Consider the following 26,916-nt stretch of genomic DNA (forward strand, 5'->3'; position numbering starts at 1 on the left):
ATAAACAGTATCTGAATATAATACTTTATGAGGCGAGAGGGGTACAACAGATGAAAAAAGAAAAAACAGTGTTAATTATGAATTTTGATGAAGAAAGTATATCTTACCAAGCTTTCTCTGAAATGAAAAGATTGCACCAAGAACGCAAAATCATTGGTTATCAAATGGCGGTTGTAAAACACGAGCCAGGCAATAAACTTGTTGCACAAGATTTTCTTGATTTTACTGGTGCCGATAAAAATATGAAAGATAGCCTTATTGGTATGTTAATTGGTATTTTAGGCGGTCCATTTGGTATTTTAATTGGGTGGATGGTCGGCGCAATCGTTGGTTCCATGCGGGATGCTGGCGAAGTGAAAGATGCTTTAAATGTATTTGAAAGAACATTAAAAACAATTCCTGAAGGTTCAACAGGTGTTATCCTTATTGCGACAGAACAAGAATTAGCAAATGTAAACGACGTAGCAATGGATGAGTTACATGGCCGCGTGCAACGTATGGATGAAGCTATCGTAGCCGAAGAAATTAAAAGCGCGCAAGAAACAGAAGGAAAAGCAAAAGATTCTGCTAAAAAACATTGGTTTAGTAAATAAAAATATTTCAAACGAGGACAGAGAAATCTGTTCTCGTTTTTTTGTGTTTTAAGAGTTTGAAAACGGGGAAATTAACAACATAAAACACCCAGATAGAAAAAAATTCAAGATGGTAACGCTTAACTCATTTTTATTTTCTGAAAACTATTTGCATCAAATTAAAAACATGCTACAATAAACAAGTTGTGAATTTCACAAGAAAATTTTTTGTTTGGAGATGAAATAATTTGGATGTGGAAAGTAGTCCATTAATGCAGAAAATTGATTATAGTACGCGCAAAAAAATTGATTTAGTAAATAATAGTATTCTTCGTTATATCGTGCGCGCGATGTTAGCATGTTTATTCTTAACCCTAGGAACTGCGGTTGCTGTAATGATTGGTGATAAAGTCGATCATTTCGCTCCAGGACTTGGTAAAATCACCTATGCATTTATGTTTAGTTGGTCGCTCGTTATGATTATTTATATGAATGCTGAGCTTGGTACTTCTAACATGATGTATATGACAACTGGTGTTTATCAAAAAATTGTTAAACCAGGAAAAGCATTACAAATTTTGCTTTTATGTATTGTTTGTAATTTATTGGGTGGAATTCTTGCAGGGTACTTAGTTTCTCTGACATCTGTTTTCCATAATTTACCTGCTGATCATTTCCTATTTACTGCTGTTAGCGGTAAACTTGAAAAAGCACCCCTACAAATTTTTGTAGAAGGTATTTTCGCCAATATTGTTGTAAATACGGCCGTGCTTTGTACACTCCGAATGAAAGATGATGCTGGTAAAGTCATTGCGATGATTTTCATTATTTTCATCTTTGCATTCTTAGGATTTGAACACGTTATCGCCAACTTTTCTTCATTCTCATTAGCATTTTTCGCTTCTGGTGGAACACTTGCTGCAATGACAGCGGGCAATGTGACCGTCAATTTAGTCCTTGCTTTACTGGGGAATTTTGTAGGTGGAGGGCTTGTTATCGGACTCGGCTATGCTTGGCTTAACCGAACGAAATCAATTTATAAAGACTAATATAAAGAGACCTCGGAAATTTTCCGAGGTCTTTTTTTTATATGCTTTTAACAGGTAAATTGCTTAAAAATGAACGAATGAGCGGTTCGAATTTCGGCACTTCTTTTTCAACTAGAAAAGCGTCATGACCGTATTCAGAAGCTACTTCATGATAAGTAACCGGCACATCCCATTCTTTTAAAAGCTCATAACCACGGCGCAAATCATGAATCCGGAAAAGCTGATCGGTTGTAATGCCAATGAGCAAATAAGGAATTTTAATTTTTGAAAAAGCGGGTAAATCATCTTTCGCAGGAGCTGTAACATCAAATAAGTCAATCGCCTTTGTTAAATATAAGTAACTATTCGCGTCAAATCGCTCGACAAAAGTATCCCCTTGATATTGCAAATACGATTCAATTTGAAAATGCTCTTTTGAGAAAGCCGCAGGGGATGACTCGGCTACTGTGAATCGTTCAAATCGTTTCGAGAAAAGTTCACTCGTCCGATAAGTCATCATCCCAACCATTCGCGCAGTGGCAAGTCCGCCCTCAGGTTGACCAACATAGTTGCCGCCATTAAAGTCAGGATCATTCAAAATCGCCATGCGCATAATCAAGTTGTAACCAATCGCGTCAGGGCCGGCAGCAAGCGGGGAGGCGATATTAATAATGCTATCAGTTATATCAGCATAATCAATCGCCCATTCCGTCGCCTGCATACCACCCATTGATCCACCAATCACCGAAACAATCCGTGTAACTCCAAGTTGTTCCAAAAGCTCACGCTGCACTTTAATTATGTCTTTAATCGAAAAACCGGGAAACTGTAAACGGAAAGGCTCGCCTGTTTTTGGATTAATAGAAGAAGGTCCAGTCGTGCCACTACAACCACCAAATACATTGGTACAAACCAGAAAATATTTGTCTGTATCAATCGTTTTCCCTGGACCAATATAATCATCCCACCAACCAGGCGCATCATCCTCGAAATGTTTCGCCGCATGTGCCGTCCCAGTAAGTGCGTGCTCTAACAAAATGCAATTATCGCGTGAGGCAGAAAGTGTCCCATATGTTTCATAGCCAACTAAAACAGGGCTTAAAGTTTCTCCATTTTCAAGTAGAAGAGGACTTTTTTGAAATAGTTCTTTTTGTTGTAAGGTCACTTCTCTTCACTTCCTCCTAAATTTGCTCTAATGCTTTCGTTAAATCTTGGATAATATCATCCGCATTTTCGATTCCGATAGAAAGGCGAATAGATTCAGGTTTCACGCCAGCTGTTAATTGTTGTTCTTCGCTTAGTTGTTGATGTGTCGTGGATGCTGGATGGATGATAAGCGATTTTGCGTCGCCAACATTGGCTAGGTGTGAGAATAATTCCACAGATTCAATCACTTTTTTCCCAGCTTCATAGCCACCTTTAACCCCAAAAGTGAAAATGGAGCCAGGTCCTTTTGGTAAATATTTTTGGGCTAATTCGTGGTATTTGTTGTCTTTTAAACCCGGATAATTTACCCAAGCTACTTTTGGATGGTCATTTAAGAAATTGGCGACTTGTTTAGCATTTTTTACGTGTTGCTCTAGGCGAAGAGACAGGGTTTCTAATCCTAGAATTAATAGGAATGCGTTGAACGGGGAAAGCGCTGCGCCAGTGTCACGAAGGAGTGAGACGCGTAGTTTGGTAATATAAGCCGCCGCGCCAACGTCATTTGTATAAGACAGACCATTGTAGCTATCATCTGGCACCACTAGCTTTGGAAATTTGCCATTTGCCCAGTTAAATTTACCTGAATCAATGACCGCGCCACCAATTGCAACCCCATGACCACCAATGAATTTTGTTGCCGAGTAAACGACGATATCTGCGCCAAAATCAAACGGCCGATTCAAATAAGCGGTCGCGAATGTGTTGTCAACGATGAGCGGGATATCGGATGCGTGCGCAATTTTTGCTACTTTTTCGATATCAACAATATTAATATCAGGATTCCCAATTGTTTCTATAAAAACAGCTTTCGTATTATCTTTAATCGCTTTTTCGAAATTTTCTGGTTCATTAGGGTCAACGAAAGTTACATCAATTCCAAAAGTTTTAAATGTATGGGAGAAAAGTGTATGCGTTCCACCGTAAAGTGTTGCGGCTGCGACAATATGATCACCAGAACCAGCAATATTTAAAATAGAGTAAGTAATAGCAGCCATCCCAGAAGCAGTTGCAACCGCACCAATACCACCTTCAAGTAAAGTTAACCGTTCTTCTAAAACAGCTGTGGTCGGATTCATAATTCGTGTATAAATATTTCCAGTTTCTTGTAAACCAAATAAGGCTGCGGCATGTTCCGGGCTATCAAATGTGTATGACGTCGTTTGATAAATAGGTACGGCTCTAGAATGTGTATCTCCGTCCGGTGTGTGTCCGCCGTGTACTTGAATTGTTTCGAATTTATACTCATTACTCATAAAATCCACTCCTCTTTGATATGTATTTATCAGTAATTTCCATCAAAAAACCTCCCTAGCAGTATATAAGCCGCCAGAGAGGATAGAGTTTCCTAAACTTGGATTTCCGACTTATCTTTCAGAATATACTGCTGGAATTAGCACCGTGAAAATAAATTCCGGTTGCTAAGGCTTCAAAGGGCCAGTCCCTCCACCTTTCGTGATAAGAAAATACTATTAAATTAAGTTATATATTACGCTGGATGCCATCAATTGTCAACTATGTACTGAAAAAGTCTAAAATTAGTACTTTTTGTGTTGAATTTGTGACAACGACGTATTTTTTAAAAGAATAATTTTTTTTAAAAGGTTTTAAATTCGTTTTTTAGGCTATTATAGTTAAGACTAATTATATTTCATTAAAAATGGGGTTGAATTAGAAAAAATAAAGGGGAGTTGAAATAAAAAATGAAGACTTTTACACGAATTCTTGTTTTATTAGCGGGGATTGCAATGATTATACTAGGGGTTTGGTTCTTATTCCATCCAGGAATTTCATTATTAACCTCCACATTAATGTTTGGTTTCTTATTACTGATTTCTGGTATTTTCCACACAATCTCTTACTTTTCAGACAGAAAATCACAAAATATTTCTGGCTGGGTACTAGCTGACGGAATTTTATCCATCTTACTAGGTTTCTTGCTATTATTTAATGAATTTGACGGAACTTTAACACTCGTATTACTTTTCGGTATGTGGGTATTATTTGCTGGTATTATGCGTACAATTGGCGCATTCACTGCCAAACAAAACAATGTACAAGGCTGGGGCTGGATTTTAACAATCGGTATTATCGGTATCATTGTTGGTTTTATCGCGCTATTCAATCCAGTTGTTTCCGCAATTGGTATCGTCCTTGTCGTTGCGATTTTCTTCATCGTTCAAGGTATCGGCGCAATCGCAACATTCTTCTTTATTGGTAAAAATAGTTAATAAAAAAGCGAAACCAATAATAAAAATTGGTTTCGCTCAAAAAAAAGAAGCTATCTAACTAGATAGCTTCTTTTTTATTATGCATGTCTTTTACGAAGTACAACCAATGCTCCGCCTGCTAAAAGGATACCAATAGCTGCAAGTGGAAGGGAACTTTCATCCCCTGTTTTTGGTAGTGATTTCTTAGATGTATGAGTGCTGTTTGCTTTAGGTGTAGTTTTTTCTATGGAATCACTTTTCACTACTGGGTTAGTTTTAACAGTTGGTTTTACTGGTGTTACGACTGGTTTATCAGGGTTTACAACTGGATTGTCAATGATTTCGCCAACGTATATATAAGTTGCTTCTTCGCTATAGTTACCGTTTTCATCATGAGCAACTAAAGTAAATTCATCATTATCCTTGAAAGGTGTTTTTAAGTTGAAAGTGAAGTTGCCTTTTGCATTAGATGTAGTAGTTGCTATAACATCGCCAGCTTCATTAAACATTTCAACCGTTACATTTGGTGAAGTATTACCATAAACTGTTGATGCTGTGCTAGTAGTTTCGTTAATAGTAGGTGTTTTAATAGTTACTGCTTTATTAACAACATTGTAAGTGACAGTTAGTTCAGCTGTGTTTCCAGCTTCATCTGTTGCTACAATAATCGCTTCATGTTTTCCAGCTGTAGAAGTATCAGCTTCATGTCCAGCTTTGAAAGCCATTGTTACTTTTCCAGAATTATCAGTAGCTGTTGCAAGATCAGCAGGAGTCAATGTTTTTCCTTTTTCGAAAGAAGCATCTTTATTAATTTCTTTCAAAACAGGTGATGTTTGATCGACTACTTTATAAGATGCAGTATATTCTTGTGTTTTGCCATCTTTAGTAGCTACGATAGTTGTTGTAAAAGTACCAGTTGCTGTAGTAGATGGAGTGGTTTTAAAACTTAAAGTCGCGCCATTTTCAGCTGTAGCAAACTGGCTTACAGTTGGTGTAGAATCTTGAGCTAGTGTTGGTGTAGATAAAACTGTTGCATAAGGAGGCATTGCTGTTACGGTGTAAGTTACAGGAACATCACAGCCAGAACCATCAATAAAAAGCGGCGTAAATACATAGGTGTATGTTCCTGGAATCTTCGTTTCAGGACCATTATCACCATTAATTCTAAAAATGGCAACCATAGAAGGATCAGTAATATTCAAAAAATCAGTTACAGCAGGTGTATCGCCAGCTTCAAATGTAAAGCCAGTTTTCGCAGTTACAATACCTTGTTCTGAAAGATTACCATAATCACTTTTTAACAATTGTGATTTTAAATTAACCTCTGAAGTTGGAGTAGTTGGATTGTTTGTCTGATTGTTCTCGGCTGCAAATGCTGGTGCGCTAATTGATAATGTAAGTCCAAAAGCTAAAGTTGTCGCTAATACTTTTTTCATGGTCTTCATAAAATTTCCTCGTTTCAATGTGTATTATGTGGTACTAGATTATTATAAAACCATGCGGACTGATATGGTAGATAATACTAGTTAATATTATTAAGTTGTTACAAAAATATGGCAAAATAAAATCAGTGGATATTTTTATAAATATCCACTGATTTTGTAATTTTTTTACGCTCATATGTAAGATTCGTGATTTTCTTTTAATTTTTGCTTATGAATCTCGAAATTATTAACACGCCAAGGTTTTGGCGAAAGCGCAATAATGCCATCTTCTTCAAGCTTTCGTAGGTTAGTTGCAACGTAAGCTCGAGCCAAATTTAGATAATTTCCTAAGATTTTTTGGGTGAAATAATAGGGAATCAAACAAGAACCATCCGACTCGATTCTTCCAAATCTCTCCCCACAAGCAATTAATCCCGCTAAAACTTTCTCGCTAGAAGGGAGATTAACGTAACCTTCCCGTTCTAACATAGGTGTAACCATACTTTGCATAAGTGCATTCATCTGCCAAAAAACATCTGGTGAACTTAAGAATTTATTAAGAACATATTTACGTTCAAATTGATAAACACTCACTTCACTTATCGTTGTGTAATTTACTGGTGATTTTGCCCCGCCCAGAAGTGTAAGCGGCCCGATACATTCTTGTTTACCCAAGAAGTTAATGATGCTATCTTCTTTACAAGTATTTTTACTCATAGAAACGACACCATCTTCAATGATGTAGAAATAATCAGTTTCCGCGCCTTCAGCTAAAATCTGTTGGTTGCGCCTAAAGCGAATTCTTTTATATGGAAGAACTGCTTCACTAGAATCTTTTAATAAATTGAGTAAATCTACGTTGTAAAAGCTATTTTCCTCATTCAGTAATGACATATACCGAGTCCCCTTTTCTCAGTGTTAATCATTATCATTATATAGGAGATGACTCGAAATGTGTATTAATGGGACTTATGATGCTCGGAGTAATTTGGCTTTAATCAAACGATCACGAATGATAATGCCTAATAGCGCCGCAAAAACCGCTTTGATAATACCTGGAATAATGAAAGGTACCATTCCAGTTAAAAAGGCAGTTGGCCAGTCGAGTCCTGTACTGACTTTAAGCCATAAAACGCCGAAAATCAGGGTGACAATAGCGCCTAATATGTTCGCCACAATCGCATAAGGGACAGTGAATTTTGTTTTTTCGAGTAACCAACCTGTAAGGAATGCATTAAAAATAAATCCGATAATAAATCCACCGGTTGGCCCAAAAATAATCCCAATACCCGCTGTCATTCCTTGGAAAACAGGAATCCCCACAGCGCCAAGAACAATGTAAACTAAAACAGATATCGTACCATGACGAGCTCCGAGAATGGTGGCAGCTAACCCAATGGCAAATGTCTGTCCAGTAAGTGGAATAGGGCCGAGTGGTATAGCAACTTGCGCAAGTAAGGCAATAATGACTGCAAATAAAGCATCTACGACTAAAAATTTCAATTTCTGATCACGCATAAACTTATCTCTCCTTAATGTAAACTTAATACTGTAATAGGTTAACATCTATCGAATGAAAAAACAATACTATTTTTTCTAGCCAGTACCTTGCAATGAACACTAGTGTATGTTAAACTATAGTGGTAGTGAACAATATATAGTAGTGGTTACTTATTACTAGTGTGCAATTTAACAGAATGGAGGAGTTAGCATGGAGGTTAACCCGCAGTTCAAAAAAGGTGTGTTAGAACTTTGCTGTTTATTTTTAATTCAAAAGAAAGATTGTTACGGTTATGAATTAGCAAATCAAGTTTCTAAATATATTGAAGTAGCTGAAGGTGCTATTTATCCGGTACTTAGAAGATTAGTAAAAGAAGAGTACTGTTCCACTTATTTAGTAGAATCAAATGAAGGTCCATCAAGAAAATATTATCAGCTGACAGTAAAAGGCGAAATTTACTTGAATGAACTTATTTCTGAATGGAATAATTTTACAGACAGCGTCGCAAAACTATTAACAGAGGGGGAAGCAGTAAATGAATAAACAAGATTTTCTCAATGAATTAAATCAACGACTGGAATTGCTTGATCCGAAAGAGCGGAGAGAATTATTATCGGACTATCAAGAGCATTTCAGAAATGGAATTGAAGCCGGGAAAAGCGAAGAACAAATCGTTTTTGACCTTGGTAAGCCAGAAGAAATTGCCGCAGATATTATCAGTGAACGTGGTATTCGCGAAGAACCAACAGAAATGGATTACTATTATGTCCCACGAAAAAACCAAAATGAAAATAGATCAGTGAGTAAACAAATTTTAATTGGCGTAGGCTTATTTTTATTAGATGTTTGTCTTATCATTCCAATTATGGTTTCGCTTTGGTCCTTGGTTATCTCCCTTTGGGTGACAGTTGGTGCGTTTCTTCTATCTCCGGTTATACTCGGTGTAGGAATTTTATTTGGAGCTGATTTCGAATTTTATCAAATGTTTGTTTCTATTGGACTTGTAGGTTTGGGGCTAATGCTTTTATTTGTAGCAAACGCGCTAACTCAGCTTACAAGTAAAGTAACAATGGCGATTATCCAGTGGCATAAATATGCGGTAAAGGGAGGCGGGAAAAATGCGTAAACATCACTTAAGCAAAAAACTATTTTTCGCTGGTTTGGTACTATTTATTATTGGTGCTATCGGTGTAGCATTCACAATGAATACAGGTAAAATGATTGAAAAAGGAGAACCACTTACAAAACAGTGGGACTTATCAACTGAAAATATTAAAAAAATTGCTTTTTCTTCCGAGCGTGATGCATCAATTGAATGGAAAGAAAGTACAACTGGAAAAAATTATATCGAACTAAAAGGGAATTACTCTGCCAATGATAAAAAGGCAATTCAACAATTAGAGCCAGTTTCTGAAGATGGGACATCCTTTGATATAACGGTGCCTGAAGAAGATGATTGGTATAACGGCTTTGGCAAAATTTACGCTTATGGAAAACAAAAAGTAACAATTTATTTAACAAAAGATACTAAATTAGCTGATTTAGAAGTGAAATCTCATTCAGGAGATATTGATGTAGCTGATTTTAAAGTAAAGAAATTTGTTAGTTCTACTAATTCTGGGGAGTTAAAAGTGACTAATCTGGAAGCAAATACTGCTCAAATGGCTACTTCTTCCGGGGATTTAACTTTATCGTATATCAAAGCAAATTCGTCAATTGAAACAGATTCTGGAAAAACAGAATTGACTAATTTAACTGGTGATTTAGAAGTAAATGGTGGCTCGGGCGACGTTAATGTTGCTGGAGTTAAAGCAAAGAAACTTAAAATCGCTATTGATTCAGGAGACATTGAGCTGACTAGTGGTACTGTAACCGACTTAGCTGTTTTAACAACAAGTTCTGGGGATATTGATGCAAATACAAAAGGTAAAATCCAAGCTGAATCCGATTCAGGATCAATTGAACTCGCGGGCGCAACAAATAATGTAACGGCGAAAACGAGCTCAGGTGATATCGATGTAGCATTTACCAAACAGGTGAAAAATATCGAAATCAATTCAGATTCTGGTGAAGTTGAACTTGAGCTACCGGGTGATTTTAAAGCTATTTATGAAGCAAGTAGTAATTCAGGTAGCGTTAAAGCACCAACAAGTGATTCGAATACCGATAACCGCGTAACGGTGAAAACAAGTTCCGGAGATATTAAAATCGAAAAATAAAAAATCAGTGCGCTAATTATTTAATTAGCGCATTCTTTTGGTTAAAAAGGGGTAAAGTCAGATAAACTGTTTCATCAATTTGCGCAAGTGAAAGGGGAATGGATGATGGATTTTCATATTAGAAAAGCAACTAATTCAGATGCCGAAGCCATTCAGCATGTGGCGATTACTTCGTGGCATCATACCTATCAAGATTTAATTCCAGGCGATGTACAAGACGATTTTTTGGAAAGGTTTTATAATGTTGAAACGCTTCATAATCGTATTTCAGCAACTCCTTTTGCTGTTGTGGAACAAGCAGACAAAGTAATTGGATTTGCGAATTTTATCGAGCTTGAAAAGGGGAAAAGCGAGCTCGCAGCTTTTTATTTATTGCCTGAAGTGACACAACGCGGACTTGGCACGGAGCTTTTAGAAGTAGGAATGACGCTATTTCACGTGCCACTACCAATGTTTGTTAACGTCGAAAAAGGAAATGAAACAGCGATTCATTTTTATAAGGCGAAAGGGTTTGTTCAAGTGGAGGAATTTACCGAGGATTTTTACGGTTATCCGCTGGAGACAATTCGTTTTAATTTGAATCATCATGCGTTTGAAGAAGAATAAAAAAATGTCTATTCTAGTTGAATGAATCAATTAGGATAGACATTTTTTTATTTCGTAGCGGCTTTGCCACTAGTAGATTTTCCACCGCGCAAAAAGAAGAAGATAATGGCAAGTAGCGCCATGATAACTCCTGCAAGAATGGATACGCCAACGGAAATGAGCATGCCGGAAACTTGGATAATGCTTAAGATGATGACTGCTGCAACAACCCCGTAAGCGAAGCCCCATATAGCAAATGTGAAGTAACTAGCCTTTTTACTAAATCCGTAAAATATTTCACCTAACGTAGAAGCAACTAAAATTACAGGAGCTGCAAAAAGTATCGCTGAAAACACAAGCTGTGGCGTAACATTGTCATAGAGGATTGTTTCGACTAAAAGCGCAGAAAAAATTCCTAAAACAAAAATCGATAAATAAGCAATAATAAAACGCATCAAAAAACCTCCTAAAGTACACTATATTATAGCATAAATTAGGAAGTTAGCTTAACATCTAGCCCAGTTATCGTCACTATGCTTTACGATACGTGTAATTCCTCGAATCAAGTTGAAAATGAGTATTGATACATTTAGAAAAACGATAAAAAATACAGTAGCTAAGGCAAGAAAGTTAATGGTATCTGCACTATTGGTACTAAATGGTACATTATTGTAAAGTAAAATCATTACAACAATACCAGCGACAAATGTTGCCTGCGTGAGGAGTGCCCATTTTACATGATGCCGTATTTCTTTATCTTTTGTTGTGCACCAGATAATTGCGGGAGTAATGACCGGAGCAAAGAAAAGACTGAAATAACTAAGCGCACTAATAATTTTTTTATCTAACATTTCTCATCTATCCTCTCATTTGTTTATAAGTCTAGTATAGCGGGGAAAGAGAAATGGAACCATCGAATTAGGTGACGATATAGAGAGGAAGATGACAGTTTTGTCATGTAAAAACGCCCCTTCGAATAAATCAAAGAGACGTTTCTTTATATGACTGATTTTAAAGACCAAACTTTACTGCGCCATCTTCGGTACATTAGAACAGCTCGAACCCCTTCATCAATAATGTAGGCAAGCCAAACACCGACTAGCCCAAGCCCAGCAGAAATACCGAGTACATAGGAGAACGGCAAACTAACAATCCACATGACGATAAGTCCACATATAAATGGAAAACGAACATCGCCCGTAGAGTTTAGACTACTAATGATGATAATATTCGTCGCACGTCCAAGCTCAAGGAAAATCGAAAGTAAGAACAATTCTTTCGTCATCGCAATGATTTCCGTATTCGTAGTAAACAGTCGCATAATTGGTTCCGCGAAAAGATAAATCGAAACGCTGACAACAATTGCGACAACCAAACCAATTTTCCAACTACGTAGACCTTGCTTGTAAGCTTTATCAATTTCTTTTGCACCAACCGCACGACCGATAATGATTTGAGAGGCCTGACCGAGCGCGATAGCAAAGAGCGCGACAAACTGGCTAACCGTCGAAGCATATACTTTTGTCGTAAGTGCCTCTGTGCCGAGAATCGCAATAATTGCAGTAACAACTAGTTGTGAGCCGGCATAGGATAAATTTTCCCCAGCAGAGGGAAGGCCAAGTCGTAAAATTGAATAAAGTAATTTTTTGGAAACTTGCTCCAGTTTTTTGAAATGGAAAGTATAGCCGATATATTTTCGAAGCATCCAGATGGCTAGACCCATTCCGACAAAGTTTGCGACAGCAGTAGAAATTCCGACACCTGCCACGCCGTAATCTAAGTATGCAAGCGGGCCGTAAAGAAATAAGTAGTTACCGACAACATTGATAATACTAATCGTTACTGGAACAAGAATGGATTGCCTTACATAACCGTGTGCCCGGAGAATTGGCAAAATTGAAGCATGAATCGCGATAACCACCGAACTCCCACCGATAATTTCTAAAAACGGCGCACCAACTTGAACTAAATGAGGATCAATTCCCATCCAAGTCAGGAAGTTTTTCGACATAAAAATGAAAATAATACTCATCACAATTCCTATTAAGAAAGCTACCACTAAGCCATTTGTAATTACATTCTCAATTTCTTTATGTTTTTTCGCACCAATCATTTGGGCAACGATAATCTGCACACCAACGCTGATGAAGCCGTAAATAATAATAGAAATAACAAGAATCTGATTCGCAACCCCTGTCGCAGCTACCGCGTCATCTGAATAATGCCCCAACATAAAGACATCTATATAACTAATCATCAGACGTAAAAATTGCTCTAGAAAAATCGGCCAAGCAAGCGTGAAAAGGCTTATGCTGGCGACTTTATGTACTGAACTCACTTATTTCCCTCCCTTCGCATTAACACAATTAAAGCCATTATAAGGTAATTAAAGTTAAAAGTATAGATTAATTTCAAAAACGCTCCAAGATATTGCTTGACAAAAATCGAATATCTCATATAATTAGTTAGGTAAACTAATCAAATGATAGAAAGAAGTGGAGAAATGTCTTCGAAAAATCAAGACTTGGGGCACTCAGTAATCAAGGCTTTCATGAATTTTAAGCATGCTGAAATAAAGAGTTTCCAAATTCCAGGTTACAGTAAATCTGAAACAAGATTTATTTTTATTTTATCTCGTGGGCTTAAAAGCAGAGGGCCAAAAATTCGTGTTTCCGATCTTGGTCATATGCTCAGAATTTCAAAACCAAGCGTCACGCAAATGATTCAATCTTTGGAAGGAAAAGGACTCATTAAACGAGTTCAAAACCCAGAAGATAAGCGCTCGATGTATGTAGAATTAACAGAAGTCGGAGCAGGCGTGTCAGAAAAAATGCTCGATGAATTTCAAGCTAGTTTTGAAGATATGCAGGAGTTTTTAGGCGAAGACGATATGAAAAAATTGATTACACTCCTAGAAAAACTGACAGATTACTTAAACACAAAATCCGAAAATAAGGAGGCATAAACCACAAATGATGAAATTGATGAAAAGATTAAAACCTTATTGGCTGAGCATTACGGCCGTATTAGTCCTTACTTTCGGGCAAGTCATTGGACAGCTTTATTTGCCGACGCTTATGTCGAACATTATCGACAAAGGAGTCGTAACAGGCGATACAGACTACATTTGGAGCACTGGGATGAAGATGCTCTTAATCTCGTTTGCTTCTGTTATCTTGTCGGTTATCGTGGTTTATCTCGCATCCAGAATTTCCATGGGATTCGGGAAAGAATTACGAGATAAAATTTTTACGAAGGTAGAGGACTTTTCCTTACAAGAATTCGATAAAGTAGGAACTTCCTCGCTGATTACGAGAACAACAAATGACGTTGTTCAAATACAAAATGTACTTTATATGATGATGCGATTAATGGTGATGGCGCCAATTATGTTGCTCGGCGGTATTATTATGGCAGTTGGCAGGGACGCGAAATTATCGCTTATTTTTGTCGTTGTTTTACCGCTACTACTTCTATTAGTAGTTATTCTCGGCGGAAAAGCAATGCCAATGTTTAAATCGCTCCAAAAGAAAATGGATAAATTAAACCGTGTTATTCGGGAAGGTTTAACAGGGATTCGTGTTGTTCGTTCTTTTAACCGCAATGAAGATGAACTCGAAAAATTTGAAGAAGCAAACGCTGACTATGCTACTACGGCGATTAAAGTTAACCGACTGCTTTCTCTTATGAGTCCATTAATGATGCTACTGATGAACTTAACTTCCATTGCGATTGTCTGGATTGGTTCGATTTTTATTGGTAATGGTGATATGCAAGTAGGGGACTTGATGGCATTTATTCAGTACGCAATGCAAATTATGATGTCCTTCATGATGCTTTCTGCTGTATTTATTATGATTCCACGTGCTGGAGCATCTGCTGAACGTATTAATGAAGTGTTAGATATGAATGCAGAAATACTTAATCCAGAAAATCCAAAAACAAGTACACCACCAGCGAAACTTTCTTTTGAACATGTGACTTTCCGCTATGAAGGCGCTGAAAAACCAGTGATTGAAGATATTACTTTTGAAGCTAATGCTGGCGAAACGATTGCTATTATAGGAAGTACCGGTGCTGGTAAGTCTACTTTAATTAATATGATTCCACGTTTTTATGATGTCGAAAGTGGCGTTGTAAAAATTAACGGAATTGATGTGCGTGAAATGGATCAATCCAGTTTGCGCCAAAAAATTGGACTTGTTCCGCAAAAAGCGGTTTTATTCACTGGAACAATAGCTTCAAATATGCGCTACGGTAAAGAAGATGCAACCGACGAAGAAATTTGGGAAGCACTTCGAACAGCCCAAGCGGAAAATTTTGTATCTAAACTTGCAAACGGGCTTGGTAGCCGTGTAGAGCAAGGTGGTAACAACTTCTCTGGTGGACAAAAACAACGTCTTTCCATCGCACGTTCTTTAATTAGAAAACCAGAAATTTATATATTTGATGATAGTTTCTCGGCGCTCGATTTCAAAACAGACGCGAAACTGCGTGAGGCTTTGAAAGCTGAAACAACCGAAGCCGTGACACTTATTGTGGCACAGCGTATTACCTCCGTTGTCAATTCCGACCAAATCATCGTTATGAATGAAGGTAAAATTGCCGGAATGGGAACACATGAAGAATTAAAAGAATCAAATCAAATTTATCAAGAAATTATGAGGTCACAGCTGTCAGAGGAGGAAATCGCATGAGTGGTCCAGGTCCAGGTGGTGGCATGAGAATGCAAACAGCCGCCAAACCAAAGAACTTTAAACAAACACTATTCCGGCTTCTTGGCTATATGAAACCTCGTTCTGTCGCAATCATTGTTGTATTTATCTTTGCGATTTTATCTACGATTTTTAACATTTTCAGCCCGAAAGAACTCGGGAAAGCAACAACAGAAATTTTTAAAGGTGTTATGAGCCAAGATGGAATTAATAACGATAAGATTTTTAATATATTAATGATTGTTTTAGTCTTATACCTTGGTAGTTCCTTATTTAGTTTCATTCAGCAATACGTCATGTCGAGTGTTGCGCAACGTACTGTGTATGACATGCGGAAAGATTTAAAGGCAAAAATGGCTCGTCTGCCGCTGAAATATTATGATACACGCTCAAATGGCGATATTCTAAGTCGTTCTGTTAATGACATGGATAATATCGCGAACACGCTGCAACAATCACTAACGCAAGCCATTACCGCGATTGTTCAAATGATTGGTGTCTTAATCATGATGTTAACAATCAGCTGGCAAATGACGCTAATCGTGCTTGTTACTGTTCCAATTAGTATTATTCTAGTAGCAATTATTGCCGGAAGATCACAACGCTATTTCGGCGCACAACAACGTAATCTTGGTATTTTAAATGATACTGTAGAAGAAACTTACGGCGGCCAAACAATCATTAAAGCCTTTGGTCAAGAAAAGAAAACGTTAGTAAAATTTGATGAAGTAAATGAAGATTATTTTAAAGCAGCTAAAAAAGCGCAATTTATTTCCGGGATTATGATGCCGGTAATGCAATTCGTTGGTAACTTAGGTTATGTAGGTGTCTGTGTGGCCGGTGGTATTTTTGTTACTAACGGAACACTTCAAGTTGGGGATATTCAATCATTTACGCAATATGTCCAATTATTTACGCAACCAATTTCCAGCGTAGCAAACATCGCGAACATCATTCAATCCACTATTGCATCCGCAGAACGTGTATTTGAAATGATGGATGAAGAAGAAGAAAAAGACGAAATTCCAGCAAATGTTAATCAAGTTGCTGGCGAAGAACATAGCATTGTATTCGACCACGTGAAATTCGGTTACACTCCAGATAAACCGCTAATGACAGACCTGAATATTCATGTGGAAGAAGGTCAAATGGTGGCGATTGTTGGTCCAACTGGTGCTGGTAAAACGACTATTATCAACTTGCTGATGCGTTTTTATGACGTAGATGGTGGTCAGATCCGTATGAAAGGTATTGATACACGCGATATGACCAAAGATGCTGTCCGCGAAAAATTCGGCATGGTACTGCAAGATACTTGGTTGTTTAACGGAACAATTGCCGACAATATCGCATACGGTCGTGAAGGCGCAACGAAAGATGAAGTTATCGGGGCAGCAAAAGCAGCTTATGCAGATGATTTCATTCGTAGACTTCCAAATGGCTATGATACTATCTTGAATGAAGAAGGTTCTAATATTTCGCAAGGTCAAAAACAATTACTAACAATTGCTCGGGCGATTTTATCCGATCCATCTATTTTGATTTTAGATGAAGCGACTTCAAGCGTAGATACTCGTACAGAATTAAATATTCAACTTGCGATGGGTAATCTGATGGAAGGGCGCACAAGCTTTGTGATTGCGCATAGACTTTCAACCATTCGTGATGCGGACTTAATTCTCGTTATGAATCACGGTAGTGTAATCGAACAAGGTACGCACCAAGAACTACTTGATGCAAAAGGCTTCTACGCTGACCTTTATAACAGTCAGTTCACCGGAGCTCAAGCAGTTTAAATGTAAAAAGACAATGTGGCTTACCCGCTGCATTGTCTTTTTTTGAGCAGAAAATTTGTTTGATGGTGGATTAGGAGTTATGGTTAGTAAAGAAGAAATTGAAGAGGTGAGAATAGATGTATCAATCCATTACGGCAAATGATTTAGAGCAAGACTTAAAAAAAGTGCCACATAATATTTTAGATGTCAGAGACGCAGATGCTTTTGTTGAAGGGCATATTCCAGATGCAATAAATATTCCAATTAATGAACTACCAGAAAAATTAGCAACACTGGATAAAGAAAAAGCCTATACGATTATTTGTTACGCGGGTGGACGTTCTGAGCGCGCGAGTCAATTTTTAGCCGCAGAAGGTTTTGACGTAACGAATGTAATGGGCGGAATGGGAGCATTTCACGGTACAGTAACTAACTAAATAAAGAAGCCGCGACCTAAAATTAGGTTGCGGCTTCTTTTTATTTAGCTATGTTTTCTTTTCCGGAAAAAGAGGATAGCTACTCCGGCGAGGATAATACCGATTAATACAGTCGTCGCTTGACTCGCGTCGCCAGTATTTGGTAAAGCGATATCTACTTCTGAGTTAGACGGATTTGATGCGATTTCAGAGTTCGCAGATTGTCCATTATCTGGGTTGGGATTGATATTTGGGTTATTAGGATTTGGCGTAGGATCTGGTGTGGGATCAGGGCCGGGACCAGGTGGCGTCGGAGGTTCATTTCCTTCTACCACATTTACTAAAATAATAACTGGGTCTGCATTTAGCCCGTCGGCACTTACCGCATTTAAAGTTACTTTATACGTTCCAACTTTAGCTAAATCAACAACGCTATCAAAATCACTTGTTACTTTACTACCATCACTTGTTTTTGCTGCAATATCTTGTAAAAATTGTTGCTCTGTCTTGGTTGTATCTTTCGTGTAAGAAATGCTCTTATCTGCTGTGATGACTGGTTTTGCAAGTATGGTCACCGTTACTTGTGTTGGCGTTGCTTTTAAACCAGCTGCATTTTCGGCATTTAATGTTACCGTATAGACACCAGGTTTGCTAAAGTCTACAATCGTATTAAAATCACTAGTAACAGGTGTTCCATCATCTGTTTCAGCATGAACATCTTTTAAAAATTGTTCTTCGGTAACAGTAGTTTGCTCTCCATAACTTATTGCAGAATCATTCGTAATCGTTAGTGAATGATCAATGTCAAAATAGTGATCATAAGTTCCGCTAGATACCGAATAACTATTGAAATTTGGCGGAGAATTATAAGATCCAGCTGGATTATCATAAAAAGCATTGTATTCCATTTTAGTAATAGAATCAAAGAAATCTTTTGTAATCCCGCTTACGGTCACTCCTGTATCATCAATGCTCAGACGACTACCACTAATTTGCACACCATTTAAGGTGAAATAAGTGCTAGAAGATGCTGTATTTGTTGTGAAAGGGAATAAATAACCGTCGAAGTTCATGCTTCGTTCTGTCATTAAAGTAAACGGTACAAAGATAGTTTGGTTGGCTTCGTTATAGTTCAAGGCAGAGCTTTTAATGGTACTGTTAATTAAAACGGCACTTCCTACATTTTGTCCAAAAGCTGCTAAATTGGTTAATTTTGGGAAAGAATCAATTCCACGGAAATCGTTAACTCCACAAAATTGGATAAATAAACTGGCTAAGTTAGGAAGGGATTTGAGTGGCATAAAATCAGTGATGGAAGGATTATTGTCTAAATTCAAAAAAGTTAAATTTGGAAGTTTATTAAATTTTGTCAAAGCACTATTATCTAGTTTACCGGAACTTAAGTTTAAGTTGGTTACATTCGTTAAACCATTTAAATCAGGTACGGAATTGGTTGTTAAATTGCTTCCAGAGATATTAAGATTAGTTAAACTAGGGATATTTGCAACCAAAGAGTAATCCGTCACACCTGTATTTGTTAAATGTAAAATAGTTAAGTTGTGCGCATAATCGAGTCCTGTTAAATCCGTCAAACTAGCATTACTAATGGTGACGTCTGTAATAGTGTCCATTTGTGCTTCAGTAATATCACTTGTGCTTGGTTGTCCTAAGAGCCCATTTAGATAACTTTTCAAAGCCGGGTCAGGAATGTTGACAACATCTTGAGCGGCTTTTATACTAATATTTTCTTCCGCTGAGACGTTCGCGGAAAATGATATAGTAAATGGCATTATTAAAAGGATGCACAAACCAATTTTGACTCCCATTTTTTTCATAAATTATATCCTCCTTTAACAACTTTTGTTTGGTATAATCGTATGGATTCTTAAGACAATTCCTCTTTTAGTAATATGTTAAACAAAATAGTGTCAAAAGTGTTGTTAAATTAAATCGCAAAAAAACCGTGAAAGAGGTTTTCTCTTTCACGGTTTTTTATTAAAAGATTTTAGCTAATTCTACTGCTTCTTTTGCTCCTGCAGAGATAATGTCTTTTGCTTGATCAGGTTTTGCGTTATGACCTTCTACGATAACCATTTCTGGCTCAGAGATACCGAAGTGAGCTAGCACATTTTTTACATAGTTCAAGGACATTTCAAAGCTTTGCATTGGTCCGTCAGAGTAAATGCCACCGCGAGCGTTAAGCAGGGCAATTTTTTTATCAGCAACTAAACCAACAGGGCCGTTTGCAGTATATTTGAACGTTTTGCCAGCTTGATTTAAATAGAATAAGTAAGTTGAAAATTGTGCTGGAATGCTAAAATTCCAAAGTGGGAACGCCATAACGATTTTATCAGCCGCTAAAAATTGATCCAAATAGCTATTAGCAATATCAGCTAAACGTTTTTCTTCTGGGCTTAGTGTTTCTCCAGCTGCTTCTTTATGTAATCCACTCATCATTGTTACATCATAATAAGGTAGATCCGCTTCAAATAAATCAAGTTCTGTTACATTATCATCCGGATGGGACTTTTTGTATTCAGTTAGAAAGATTTCGTATAGTGCCACGCTGACTGAGCGTTCGGCAGGTAAACCATTTGCTTTGATGAAAAGTACGTTTGTCATTACATCTTGCCTCCATTTTTTTTGAATTATCCATTAAGTGTAGCTCATTTTCACGATAAACAGCAAGCATATTGCTTACAAAAAATTAGCCGCTAATGTTTGAGCAGATATTTTGTGCTTTTGAAAAGGAAGCGTATAATAGTTGATATATCATTTGACGTATCAACTATGGAGGTGAAAATGCTGAAACCATGTACAGAACGATCAGAATTACTTTACCGGATGCACTTGTTATCCAAGGAAATTAGTCATGTGTTTGAACAACAAACGAATATGAGTTTTACAAAAGTAGAGATTTTATTTCATATTCAACAAACACCGGGCCAAAGCCAAAATCGGCTAAGAGAGAAGCTTTACATTGATTCGGCGAGTATTACCCGTCATTTGAAGCGAATGGAAGAGCAAGGGCTGATTGTTCGGAAAAAGCAAGATGAAAACAAACGCTATACGTATTTATTTTTAACATCAGCGGGTGAGGCGGAATTAGCCACTTTACTTTTGGAAAAAGAAAAATTTCAGAACGGGGCGCTAGAAGCTTTTTCAGAGGAAGAAGTTAGTGCATTACTTAAGTCAGTCACAAAAATGATGAATAATGTAGAGAAAATGGAGGAGAAGTTAAAATGAAAGCAGTAGTAATCGAAAATTATGGTGGCAAAGAAGAATTAAAAGAAAAAGAAGTTGCAATGCCAAAAGCGGGAAAAAATCAAGTGATTGTAAAAGAAGCAGCAACATCGATTAACCCGATTGATTGGAAACTTCGTGAAGGATATTTAAAACAAATGATGGACTGGGAATTCCCGATTATTTTAGGCTGGGACGTAGCGGGTGTTATTTCAGAAGTTGGTGAAGGCGTTACAGATTGGAAAGTCGGGGATGAAGTATTTGCTCGCCCTGAAACAACGCGTTTTGGTACGTATGCTGAGTATACAGCGGTAGATGATCACTTACTTGTACCACTTCCAGAAGGTATTAGTTTTGATGAAGCAGCATCGATTCCACTTGCAGGCTTAACTGCATGGCAAGCTTTGTTCGATCACGCGAAACTACAAAAAGGTGAAAAAGTCTTGATTCATGCTGGTGCTGGTGGCGTTGGGACGTTGGCGATTCAGCTTGCCAAACATGCAGGAGCAGAAGTAATCACAACAGCTAGTGCGAAAAACCATGAATTACTAAAATCTCTTGGCGCAGACCAAGTCATTGATTATAAAGAAGTTAATTTTAAAGACGTCCTTTCAGACATTGATGTAGTTTTTGATACAATGGGTGGTCAAATCGAAACGGATAGCTATGATGTATTAAAAGAAGGAACAGGTCGTTTAGTAAGTATCGTTGGTATTTCAAATGAAGATCGTGCGAAAGAAAAAAATGTAACAGCGACTGGAATTTGGCTTCAACCAAACGGCGAACAGTTGAAAGAACTAGGCAAATTGCTGGCTAATAAAACAATTAAACCAATCGTCGGCGCAACTTTCCCATTCTCTGAAAAAGGTGTTTTCGATGCACATGCATTAAGCGAAACGCACCATGCGGTTGGAAAAATAGTCATTTCATTTAATAAATAAGATTTTCGAAAAGCTAGATGCTATCATCTAGCTTTTTTTGCTGTTTGCTGGAATAATATAGATGGGCTATAATAGCAAAAAAAGGTGGTGTCTAAATGGAAACAAGAGAATTGAAGAATGGGCAAATAATGATGATTCGGAAAGCTACAAAAGAGGACTCTAGTAATATTATTACTTATTTAAATGAAGTAGCTGGTGAGACAAATTATTTATCATTTGGTCAAGGTGAGTTTGCGTTTAGTATAGCTGAAGAAGCTGAATACATTGAAGAAAGCGATAAGAATCCAGGCTCTGTTATGTTGTTATGTTTTATTGATGATGAACTTGCGAGTATTTCTCAGCTTATTGGCCATATAAAAAAGCGAGAATTACATACTTCTGAACTAGCTATTTCGATACGGAAGAAATATTGGGGCCTAGGTATTGGAACAATTTGCATGGAGGAATTAATAAAATACGCTAAAAGCAGTGAGTATTTAAAGCTTATCTATTTAGAAGTTGTAACAGAGAATAAACGCGCAATTAATTTGTACAAAAAATTTGGATTTATCGAAGCTGGTGAAATTCCAGCATTAATGCAAGTGGACAGACGATATTTAGATGTAACCATGATGTATTTGGTTATTTAGTCTTCTATAAGAAAGGCTAGATCATTAGCTACTTCTATATCACTAAGTTGTTTCGCGATAATATCGGCCCCAGTGTTAAGAAAAATAGCAATTTGACTAAGAACACGAAGGCTAATGTCAGAAGTACGAATGTCTTTATCAATAATTTTCTGTAAAGATCCTTCTTTTAAGCGAGTATTGGATTCAATATCAGTGGCAGTAGTGTTATTATTTGCTAACAATTGTTCAATCGGATGCATCATTTCACCTCGTTTTAATAGTTAACTTTATGAATTAATTATAACTAAATTTGCTTCTTGGATAAACTATAAAGCCTTGAAAATTAAACAAAAAAGGGAGAAGCAAATGAAAGATTTAAAAGACAGTTTTAAAGTATTGTATCAGTTTAAGACAGATTATCTCAAAGTAACTTTATTATTAACAATCTTGCAGGCATTTGTGATTGGACCATTTATCTATTATTTCTTTTTCTTTATTCTCCGAGTTATCGGAGTGCCAGGGATTACAGACGCCAATCTGGGAGAAGTTTTTTCGAGTCCTGTTGCCATTATTATGCTGCTGATTTTAGCTTTACTCATTTTATTATTTGTATATTATGAACTGGGTTTCTTTATAATGATGGCAATTTATCAATTGCGGGGAGAAAGCTATACCTTTTTCAAAATCATACAAAGGCTCAATGTAAAAGCAAAATACTTTCTTAGTTATCAAGCAATTTATTTTCTGCTATATTTCTTTTTACTTTTGCCAATTGCAGGATTATCTTTACCAATTACGATAACAGAAAACCTCTATTTACCGCATTTTATTACAGATGAACTAATGAAAACGACGACGGGAACGTGGCTGTATGTTATTGCAATTGCGATTATTTTCTATATTAGCGCTAGACTTGTGTTTGCTTTGCCATATTTCATTGAAGACAAATCACTAAAAATAAGTGGAGCTATCCGAAAAAGTTGGAAATACCCGCAAAAGCACTTATTTTTCATGTTACTAAAATGGGTTTTAATAATTGTTGCGATTGGCTTTTTAGTATCGATTATCGCGACGATTATTATGTTGCCACTTCTCTTGGTAGAAAAAATAACTCCAGGAATTGCGGTGGTTATAGCTGGTATTACTTTAACCATACTGCAAGTGATAGGTTTCTTTTCCGCTGGAATTTTTCAAGGAATCATTGCGCAATTATTAGTGAAGAATGCCTTTGCTATAAAAGAACAACCAGCTCTTGTGACGCGCAGCCAGTTCCCGCATAAAAAGAGATTTATTATTGTAGCAATAATCATTTTCATTATTTTTAGTAGTTTTAATATTTATACCGTGAATGCAACTTTATATGAACCTAATACGAAAATAATTGCCCATCGAGGTGATACAATGAATGCTGTTGAAAATACAGTGGAAGCCATTGAATCAGCTGCAGAGGCCGGGGCAGATTACAGCGAAATTGACATTCAAGAAACCAAAGATCATCAGTTTGTTGTTTTCCATGATATGACGCTGAGAAGACTTGCTGGCAGTTCTAAGAGAGTAGCAGATATGACTTTAAAAGAGTTGCAGCAAACTAAAGTAAGGAGTGGCGACTATTCATCTCATATAGCTTCTTTCGATGAAATTATCAAGATAGCGAAAAAGAATAAGATAGATTTACTCGTGGAAGTGAAGTTACACGGCGGGGAATCGAGCGATATGGTAGAACGACTTGTCACATTGTTAAAGAAAGAAAAAGTAACTGATAAATATTTAGTCCAATCGTTGGACCAACCAGTTATCGAAAAAATAGAACAAGCCGACCCTACACTTGAAACGGGCATCATATTAGCGCTTAATATTGGAAACTTACCAAAAACATCTGCTGATTTTATTGTTTTAGAAGATTTTTCCATCAATAAACGATTACTTACACAAGCCAAACAAAATAATAAAATGGTGTTTGTTTGGACGGTAAATAAAGAAAAACTAATGCAAATGTATTTGCGGAAGAATATAGATGGAATCATTACCAATTATCCTAAAAAGGCGATAGAACTTAGGGAATCTTTTAATGAAAATGATTCTTTGCGAAGTCGTATTGAGAATAGGTTAGGATTTTAAATAAAAAAAGCCGCAAACAATCATTGTTTGCGGCTGATTATTATTTTAGTTCAAATGATTTTTTAACAGAGTTTTTGCTAAAGCTAATTAATTCTGTTGCTTCTATATCGACTGTGTTTTGTGTATCTTGTAGTTTATAAAGCTCAGTCACTTCTAAAGTTCCACCAGGTTGTACGTCTTTTTCAGAGCCGCCCATACTAGCATCAGCTGATACTGTTGTTTCTAACTGAGTGCCATTTTGAAAAGCTTGTTGATCAATAGCTACCATAAAAGAAATGTTTTCTTTGCTGTTATTTGTGAATTTAGTTTTAATTGCGATGGCATTGTTACCTTCAAAATCCTTAACTACTTCTGAACTAAGAATTTCTACTTTATAATCTCCAAGTTCATTTGGATTTGATTTCTTTTTCGTCTCCGCTTTAGCTGTTTCTGTTTTTTCTGTACTTGCTTTATCTTCTGTCCCACCACATGCAGTTAATGCTAGGGCAAAAGTAATAATCCCCATTAATAATAAAATGCTTTTCAATTTTTTCATTTTCTTCTCTCCTTCATCTTTTATCTGTTTCTATTAGACCATGTGGAGATAATAAAAGTCCTATGCAGCAGGCATAGGACTAGGAAAAGATTTCATTATAAATACCATAAATAGATACACAGACAATAATATAAATGACAATACCCGCTTTTCTTGTACCAGGAGAGGGTGATTTAAGTAAAGGTAATTTGGACCAAATACCACAGAGGTTAGTAAAAATAACAAAAGCAGGAACGATTAAGAAAAAGTTACTGAAAAAATTTACGGTATGAGACATTTTAACGCCCTCTGTTGGTGGGCTGAATAAACCAAATATCAAGAACATGTAACCAAATACAGCGACAATCATTTTCCAAGGTGTCCCTGTTCTAAAGCCGGGAATATGTTTATACCATGGAATAAAGTCATTTTCGTATTCGTCAGCTGGGGTTTTCCAGGCCGATTCGGTGGGGGAATCATCTAACTCAGTGAAATCGGACAATTCAGAGACATAGCTTGGGCCAAGTGAGTCGTTTTTGACCGCTGTCCTGAAATCTTGAATGGATTGATAACGCTGTTCAGGATCAAAGGCACCTGCTTGCATCGCAATTTTTTCAAGCGAAGTGGCGTGTTCTTTATCTGGTAAAGTATTTTTTCCTAATAGAAGTTCGAGCATAAGAACACCAATACTGTATATGTCCGATCGCGCGTCTGTTTGTGAATAACCGTATTGTTCAGGGGCAGCATAACCGATCGTGCCGAGGTTGACAGTGTCTTGATTTTTGCCCACTTCAAACATACGGGAAGCATCAAAATCAATTAATTTCAATACGCCATCGCTAGAAATCATAATGTTAGAAGGCTTAATATCACGGTGAATAATCGCATTTGCATGTAATTCTGTAAGTGCATCAGACAACATCAGCATTAGTCGCGTAACTTCATCCGTATCAAAGGGAGCATTTGTTTTCATCAAGTCGGCTAAATTTTTCCCATTTATGTATTCTTCATAAACAATTAATTGATTGCCTTTTGGAATCATCACTTCGATTTTTGGCAAATATTTACTAGATAAATTTTTAAGTTGTTCAATCACAGGGGCAAAACTGCTTGGAATTATTTTACGGACAAATAATTCTCCTGTAGATGTATTTCTCGTTAGCACAGCAGGGTTTTCTTTATTATTGAGATTATCTAATTCTTTATATTGTTCTTCTATAAAAGCAAGTGTCATTTCTCCCATTTATCTAAAATCCCTTCTACACTTTATAGTGAAATTATAGCATGAAGCATAGTAGTCGGGTACTTATTTCGTGCTATAATGAAAAAAACAGTCGGGGGTGCGCCTTATGGATGGGGAAAAAGAGACAAGTAAATTACTTCATGAATTAAAAAAAGCGACCAATTTACGCCAAGTATTAGATGAAAACGAGGCGGAATTTAAATCAAGCGAAATGGTTACCTATTTAAAAGAATTATTAGCAGAGAAAAAATTAACAAAAGCAAGCGTCATTCGCGCGGCAAGACTCCATGAAACATATGGATACCAAATTTTCAGTGGGGTTAGAAGGCCGTCACGCGACCGGACAATCGCTCTTTCTTTTGGATTTAAATTATCTGGTTTAGAAGCAAGTAGATTATTAAAATATACAGAATACCCACCTCTGTATGCAAAAAATCGACGGGATGCGATTATTATTTTTGCGTTAGATCATGGTTATACGCTAGACCAAACGAATGATTCGCTCTATGATCTAGAAGAAGCATTAATCGAAACATATAAAGAAGAGAAACCACTTATTTAGATTTAACTAGAAATCGTGTATAATTTAGGGAGACCTAAA

At 36.9% G+C, this 26,916-nt stretch carries 29 protein-coding genes and 1 riboswitch; of the genes, 16 read left to right on the forward strand and 13 right to left on the reverse strand.

Features of this window, described 5'->3' with window-relative positions:
• Positions 1–50: 50 nt before the first annotated feature.
• Positions 51–593 (forward strand): DUF1269 domain-containing protein, encoded by a 543-nt coding sequence (locus CKV70_RS03025; RefSeq protein WP_014600582.1) that lies wholly within the window; start codon positions 51–53, stop codon positions 591–593.
• Positions 594–820: 227 nt separating this feature from the next.
• On the forward strand, positions 821–1,621 hold the full coding sequence (locus tag CKV70_RS03030) for a formate/nitrite transporter family protein (RefSeq protein ID WP_003727259.1): 801 nt from the start codon (positions 821–823) through the stop codon (positions 1,619–1,621).
• A 37-nt stretch (positions 1,622–1,658) separates the two neighbouring features.
• On the opposite strand, the gene metX is transcribed toward CKV70_RS03030, so the two are convergent.
• Positions 1,659–2,765, reverse strand: a complete 1,107-nt coding sequence (gene metX / locus CKV70_RS03035; RefSeq protein WP_003723400.1) for a homoserine O-acetyltransferase MetX — start codon at positions 2,763–2,765, stop codon at positions 1,659–1,661.
• A 16-nt stretch (positions 2,766–2,781) separates the two neighbouring features.
• A complete protein-coding gene (locus tag CKV70_RS03040; RefSeq protein WP_003723401.1) occupies positions 2,782–4,059 on the reverse strand; it encodes an O-acetylhomoserine aminocarboxypropyltransferase/cysteine synthase family protein in 1,278 nt (425 codons plus the stop codon).
• A gap of 108 nt (positions 4,060–4,167) precedes the next feature.
• A riboswitch (SAM riboswitch) is annotated at positions 4,168–4,268 on the reverse strand.
• A gap of 238 nt (positions 4,269–4,506) precedes the next feature.
• Here CKV70_RS03040 and CKV70_RS03045 point away from each other — a divergent pair.
• Positions 4,507–5,034 carry an HdeD family acid-resistance protein gene (locus CKV70_RS03045; RefSeq protein ID WP_014600583.1) on the forward strand — a complete coding sequence of 176 codons (528 nt, stop codon included), beginning with the start codon at positions 4,507–4,509 and terminating at the stop codon, positions 5,032–5,034.
• A gap of 77 nt (positions 5,035–5,111) precedes the next feature.
• Here the strand turns inward: CKV70_RS03045 and CKV70_RS03050 are convergent, their stop codons facing one another.
• The 3 genes from CKV70_RS03050 to CKV70_RS03060 all read right to left on the reverse strand — a co-directional run bounded on the left by CKV70_RS03050 (position 5,112) and on the right by CKV70_RS03060 (position 7,955).
• On the reverse strand, positions 5,112–6,458 hold the full coding sequence (locus CKV70_RS03050) for an Ig-like domain-containing protein (RefSeq protein ID WP_014600584.1): 1,347 nt from the start codon (positions 6,456–6,458) through the stop codon (positions 5,112–5,114).
• A 171-nt stretch (positions 6,459–6,629) separates the two neighbouring features.
• Positions 6,630–7,331, reverse strand: a complete 702-nt coding sequence (locus CKV70_RS03055) for a Crp/Fnr family transcriptional regulator (protein WP_014600585.1) — start codon at positions 7,329–7,331, stop codon at positions 6,630–6,632.
• 75 nt (positions 7,332–7,406) lie between these two features.
• Positions 7,407–7,955, reverse strand: coding sequence for a biotin transporter BioY (locus tag CKV70_RS03060; protein WP_009924525.1), 549 nt, complete (start codon positions 7,953–7,955; stop codon positions 7,407–7,409).
• A gap of 193 nt (positions 7,956–8,148) precedes the next feature.
• On the opposite strand from CKV70_RS03060, the gene CKV70_RS03065 reads away from it, so the two are divergent.
• From CKV70_RS03065 to CKV70_RS03080, 4 genes are all read left to right on the forward strand, one after another.
• On the forward strand, positions 8,149–8,481 hold the full coding sequence (locus CKV70_RS03065; RefSeq protein WP_003732635.1) for a PadR family transcriptional regulator: 333 nt from the start codon (positions 8,149–8,151) through the stop codon (positions 8,479–8,481).
• Positions 8,474–9,064, forward strand: coding sequence for a DUF1700 domain-containing protein (locus CKV70_RS03070; RefSeq protein WP_010989526.1), 591 nt, complete (start codon positions 8,474–8,476; stop codon positions 9,062–9,064). Before CKV70_RS03065 ends, CKV70_RS03070 begins: the two co-directional genes overlap by 8 nt.
• Positions 9,057–10,157: a DUF4097 family beta strand repeat-containing protein gene (locus tag CKV70_RS03075; protein ID WP_014600586.1), complete on the forward strand. Its 1,101-nt coding sequence runs from the start codon at positions 9,057–9,059 to the stop codon at positions 10,155–10,157. The genes CKV70_RS03070 and CKV70_RS03075 overlap by 8 nt, the downstream gene beginning before the upstream one ends.
• 105 nt (positions 10,158–10,262) lie before the next feature.
• On the forward strand, positions 10,263–10,763 hold the full coding sequence (locus tag CKV70_RS03080; protein WP_003724062.1) for a GNAT family N-acetyltransferase: 501 nt from the start codon (positions 10,263–10,265) through the stop codon (positions 10,761–10,763).
• A 47-nt stretch (positions 10,764–10,810) separates the two neighbouring features.
• Here CKV70_RS03080 and CKV70_RS03085 read toward each other — a convergent pair whose 3' ends face one another.
• The 3 genes from CKV70_RS03085 to CKV70_RS03095 all read right to left on the reverse strand — a co-directional run bounded on the left by CKV70_RS03085 (position 10,811) and on the right by CKV70_RS03095 (position 13,080).
• Positions 10,811–11,197, reverse strand: coding sequence for a hypothetical protein (locus CKV70_RS03085; protein WP_003730999.1), 387 nt, complete (start codon positions 11,195–11,197; stop codon positions 10,811–10,813).
• A gap of 51 nt (positions 11,198–11,248) precedes the next feature.
• Positions 11,249–11,593, reverse strand: coding sequence for a magnetosome magnetite crystal formation protein family (locus CKV70_RS03090; RefSeq protein ID WP_009925607.1), 345 nt, complete (start codon positions 11,591–11,593; stop codon positions 11,249–11,251).
• A 146-nt stretch (positions 11,594–11,739) separates the two neighbouring features.
• Positions 11,740–13,080 (reverse strand): MATE family efflux transporter, encoded by a 1,341-nt coding sequence (locus CKV70_RS03095; protein ID WP_003738285.1) that lies wholly within the window; start codon positions 13,078–13,080, stop codon positions 11,740–11,742.
• Positions 13,081–13,245: 165 nt separating this feature from the next.
• On the opposite strand from CKV70_RS03095, the gene CKV70_RS03100 reads away from it, so the two are divergent.
• The 4 genes from CKV70_RS03100 to CKV70_RS03115 all read left to right on the forward strand — a co-directional run bounded on the left by CKV70_RS03100 (position 13,246) and on the right by CKV70_RS03115 (position 17,669).
• Positions 13,246–13,707 (forward strand): MarR family winged helix-turn-helix transcriptional regulator, encoded by a 462-nt coding sequence (locus tag CKV70_RS03100; RefSeq protein WP_003724169.1) that lies wholly within the window; start codon positions 13,246–13,248, stop codon positions 13,705–13,707.
• Positions 13,708–13,714: 7 nt separating this feature from the next.
• On the forward strand, positions 13,715–15,439 hold the full coding sequence (locus CKV70_RS03105; RefSeq protein WP_012951286.1) for an ABC transporter ATP-binding protein: 1,725 nt from the start codon (positions 13,715–13,717) through the stop codon (positions 15,437–15,439).
• Complete coding sequence (locus CKV70_RS03110) at positions 15,436–17,253, forward strand: ABC transporter ATP-binding protein (protein WP_003732630.1); 1,818 nt, start codon at positions 15,436–15,438, stop codon at positions 17,251–17,253. Before CKV70_RS03105 ends, CKV70_RS03110 begins: the two co-directional genes overlap by 4 nt.
• A gap of 116 nt (positions 17,254–17,369) precedes the next feature.
• Positions 17,370–17,669, forward strand: a complete 300-nt coding sequence (locus tag CKV70_RS03115; protein ID WP_003722805.1) for a rhodanese-like domain-containing protein — start codon at positions 17,370–17,372, stop codon at positions 17,667–17,669.
• A gap of 44 nt (positions 17,670–17,713) precedes the next feature.
• On the opposite strand, the gene CKV70_RS03120 is transcribed toward CKV70_RS03115, so the two are convergent.
• Both CKV70_RS03120 and CKV70_RS03125 read right to left on the reverse strand, forming a co-directional pair.
• Positions 17,714–19,483, reverse strand: a complete 1,770-nt coding sequence (locus CKV70_RS03120; protein ID WP_014600587.1) for a lmo0610 family class 1 internalin — start codon at positions 19,481–19,483, stop codon at positions 17,714–17,716.
• Between the two features lie 160 nt (positions 19,484–19,643).
• Entirely contained in the window at positions 19,644–20,270 is a 627-nt protein-coding gene (locus tag CKV70_RS03125; protein ID WP_014600588.1) for an FMN-dependent NADH-azoreductase, read from the reverse strand.
• A 168-nt stretch (positions 20,271–20,438) separates the two neighbouring features.
• Between CKV70_RS03125 and CKV70_RS03130 the strand changes: the two genes are divergently transcribed.
• The 3 genes from CKV70_RS03130 to CKV70_RS03140 all read left to right on the forward strand — a co-directional run bounded on the left by CKV70_RS03130 (position 20,439) and on the right by CKV70_RS03140 (position 22,461).
• Positions 20,439–20,894: a MarR family winged helix-turn-helix transcriptional regulator gene (locus CKV70_RS03130; protein WP_014930838.1), complete on the forward strand. Its 456-nt coding sequence runs from the start codon at positions 20,439–20,441 to the stop codon at positions 20,892–20,894.
• Positions 20,891–21,832 carry an NADP-dependent oxidoreductase gene (locus tag CKV70_RS03135; RefSeq protein WP_014600589.1) on the forward strand — a complete coding sequence of 314 codons (942 nt, stop codon included), beginning with the start codon at positions 20,891–20,893 and terminating at the stop codon, positions 21,830–21,832. The genes CKV70_RS03130 and CKV70_RS03135 overlap by 4 nt, the downstream gene beginning before the upstream one ends.
• A 95-nt stretch (positions 21,833–21,927) precedes the next feature.
• Complete coding sequence (locus tag CKV70_RS03140; protein ID WP_009924454.1) at positions 21,928–22,461, forward strand: GNAT family N-acetyltransferase; 534 nt, start codon at positions 21,928–21,930, stop codon at positions 22,459–22,461.
• On the opposite strand, the gene CKV70_RS03145 is transcribed toward CKV70_RS03140, so the two are convergent.
• Positions 22,458–22,700: a hypothetical protein gene (locus tag CKV70_RS03145; RefSeq protein WP_003722811.1), complete on the reverse strand. Its 243-nt coding sequence runs from the start codon at positions 22,698–22,700 to the stop codon at positions 22,458–22,460. The two genes, CKV70_RS03140 and CKV70_RS03145, sit on opposite strands and share 4 nt — an antisense overlap.
• 106 nt (positions 22,701–22,806) lie before the next feature.
• Between CKV70_RS03145 and CKV70_RS03150 the strand changes: the two genes are divergently transcribed.
• The gene (locus tag CKV70_RS03150) at positions 22,807–24,558 is read left to right on the forward strand and encodes a glycerophosphoryl diester phosphodiesterase membrane domain-containing protein (RefSeq protein ID WP_014600590.1); all 1,752 of its coding nucleotides are present in this window, start codon (positions 22,807–22,809) and stop codon (positions 24,556–24,558) included.
• Between the two features lie 40 nt (positions 24,559–24,598).
• Here the strand turns inward: CKV70_RS03150 and CKV70_RS03155 are convergent, their stop codons facing one another.
• Positions 24,599–25,093, reverse strand: a complete 495-nt coding sequence (locus CKV70_RS03155) for a DUF5067 domain-containing protein (RefSeq protein ID WP_003722813.1) — start codon at positions 25,091–25,093, stop codon at positions 24,599–24,601.
• Positions 25,094–25,172: 79 nt separating this feature from the next.
• Positions 25,173–26,315: a serine/threonine-protein kinase gene (locus CKV70_RS03160; RefSeq protein WP_010989529.1), complete on the reverse strand. Its 1,143-nt coding sequence runs from the start codon at positions 26,313–26,315 to the stop codon at positions 25,173–25,175.
• A gap of 106 nt (positions 26,316–26,421) precedes the next feature.
• Between CKV70_RS03160 and CKV70_RS03165 the strand changes: the two genes are divergently transcribed.
• Positions 26,422–26,877 carry a hypothetical protein gene (locus tag CKV70_RS03165; RefSeq protein WP_003722815.1) on the forward strand — a complete coding sequence of 152 codons (456 nt, stop codon included), beginning with the start codon at positions 26,422–26,424 and terminating at the stop codon, positions 26,875–26,877.
• Positions 26,878–26,916 lie beyond the last annotated feature (39 nt).

It is taken from the genome of Listeria monocytogenes, assembly GCF_900187225.1.
Taxonomy (GTDB): Bacteria; Bacillota; Bacilli; order Lactobacillales; family Listeriaceae; genus Listeria; species Listeria monocytogenes.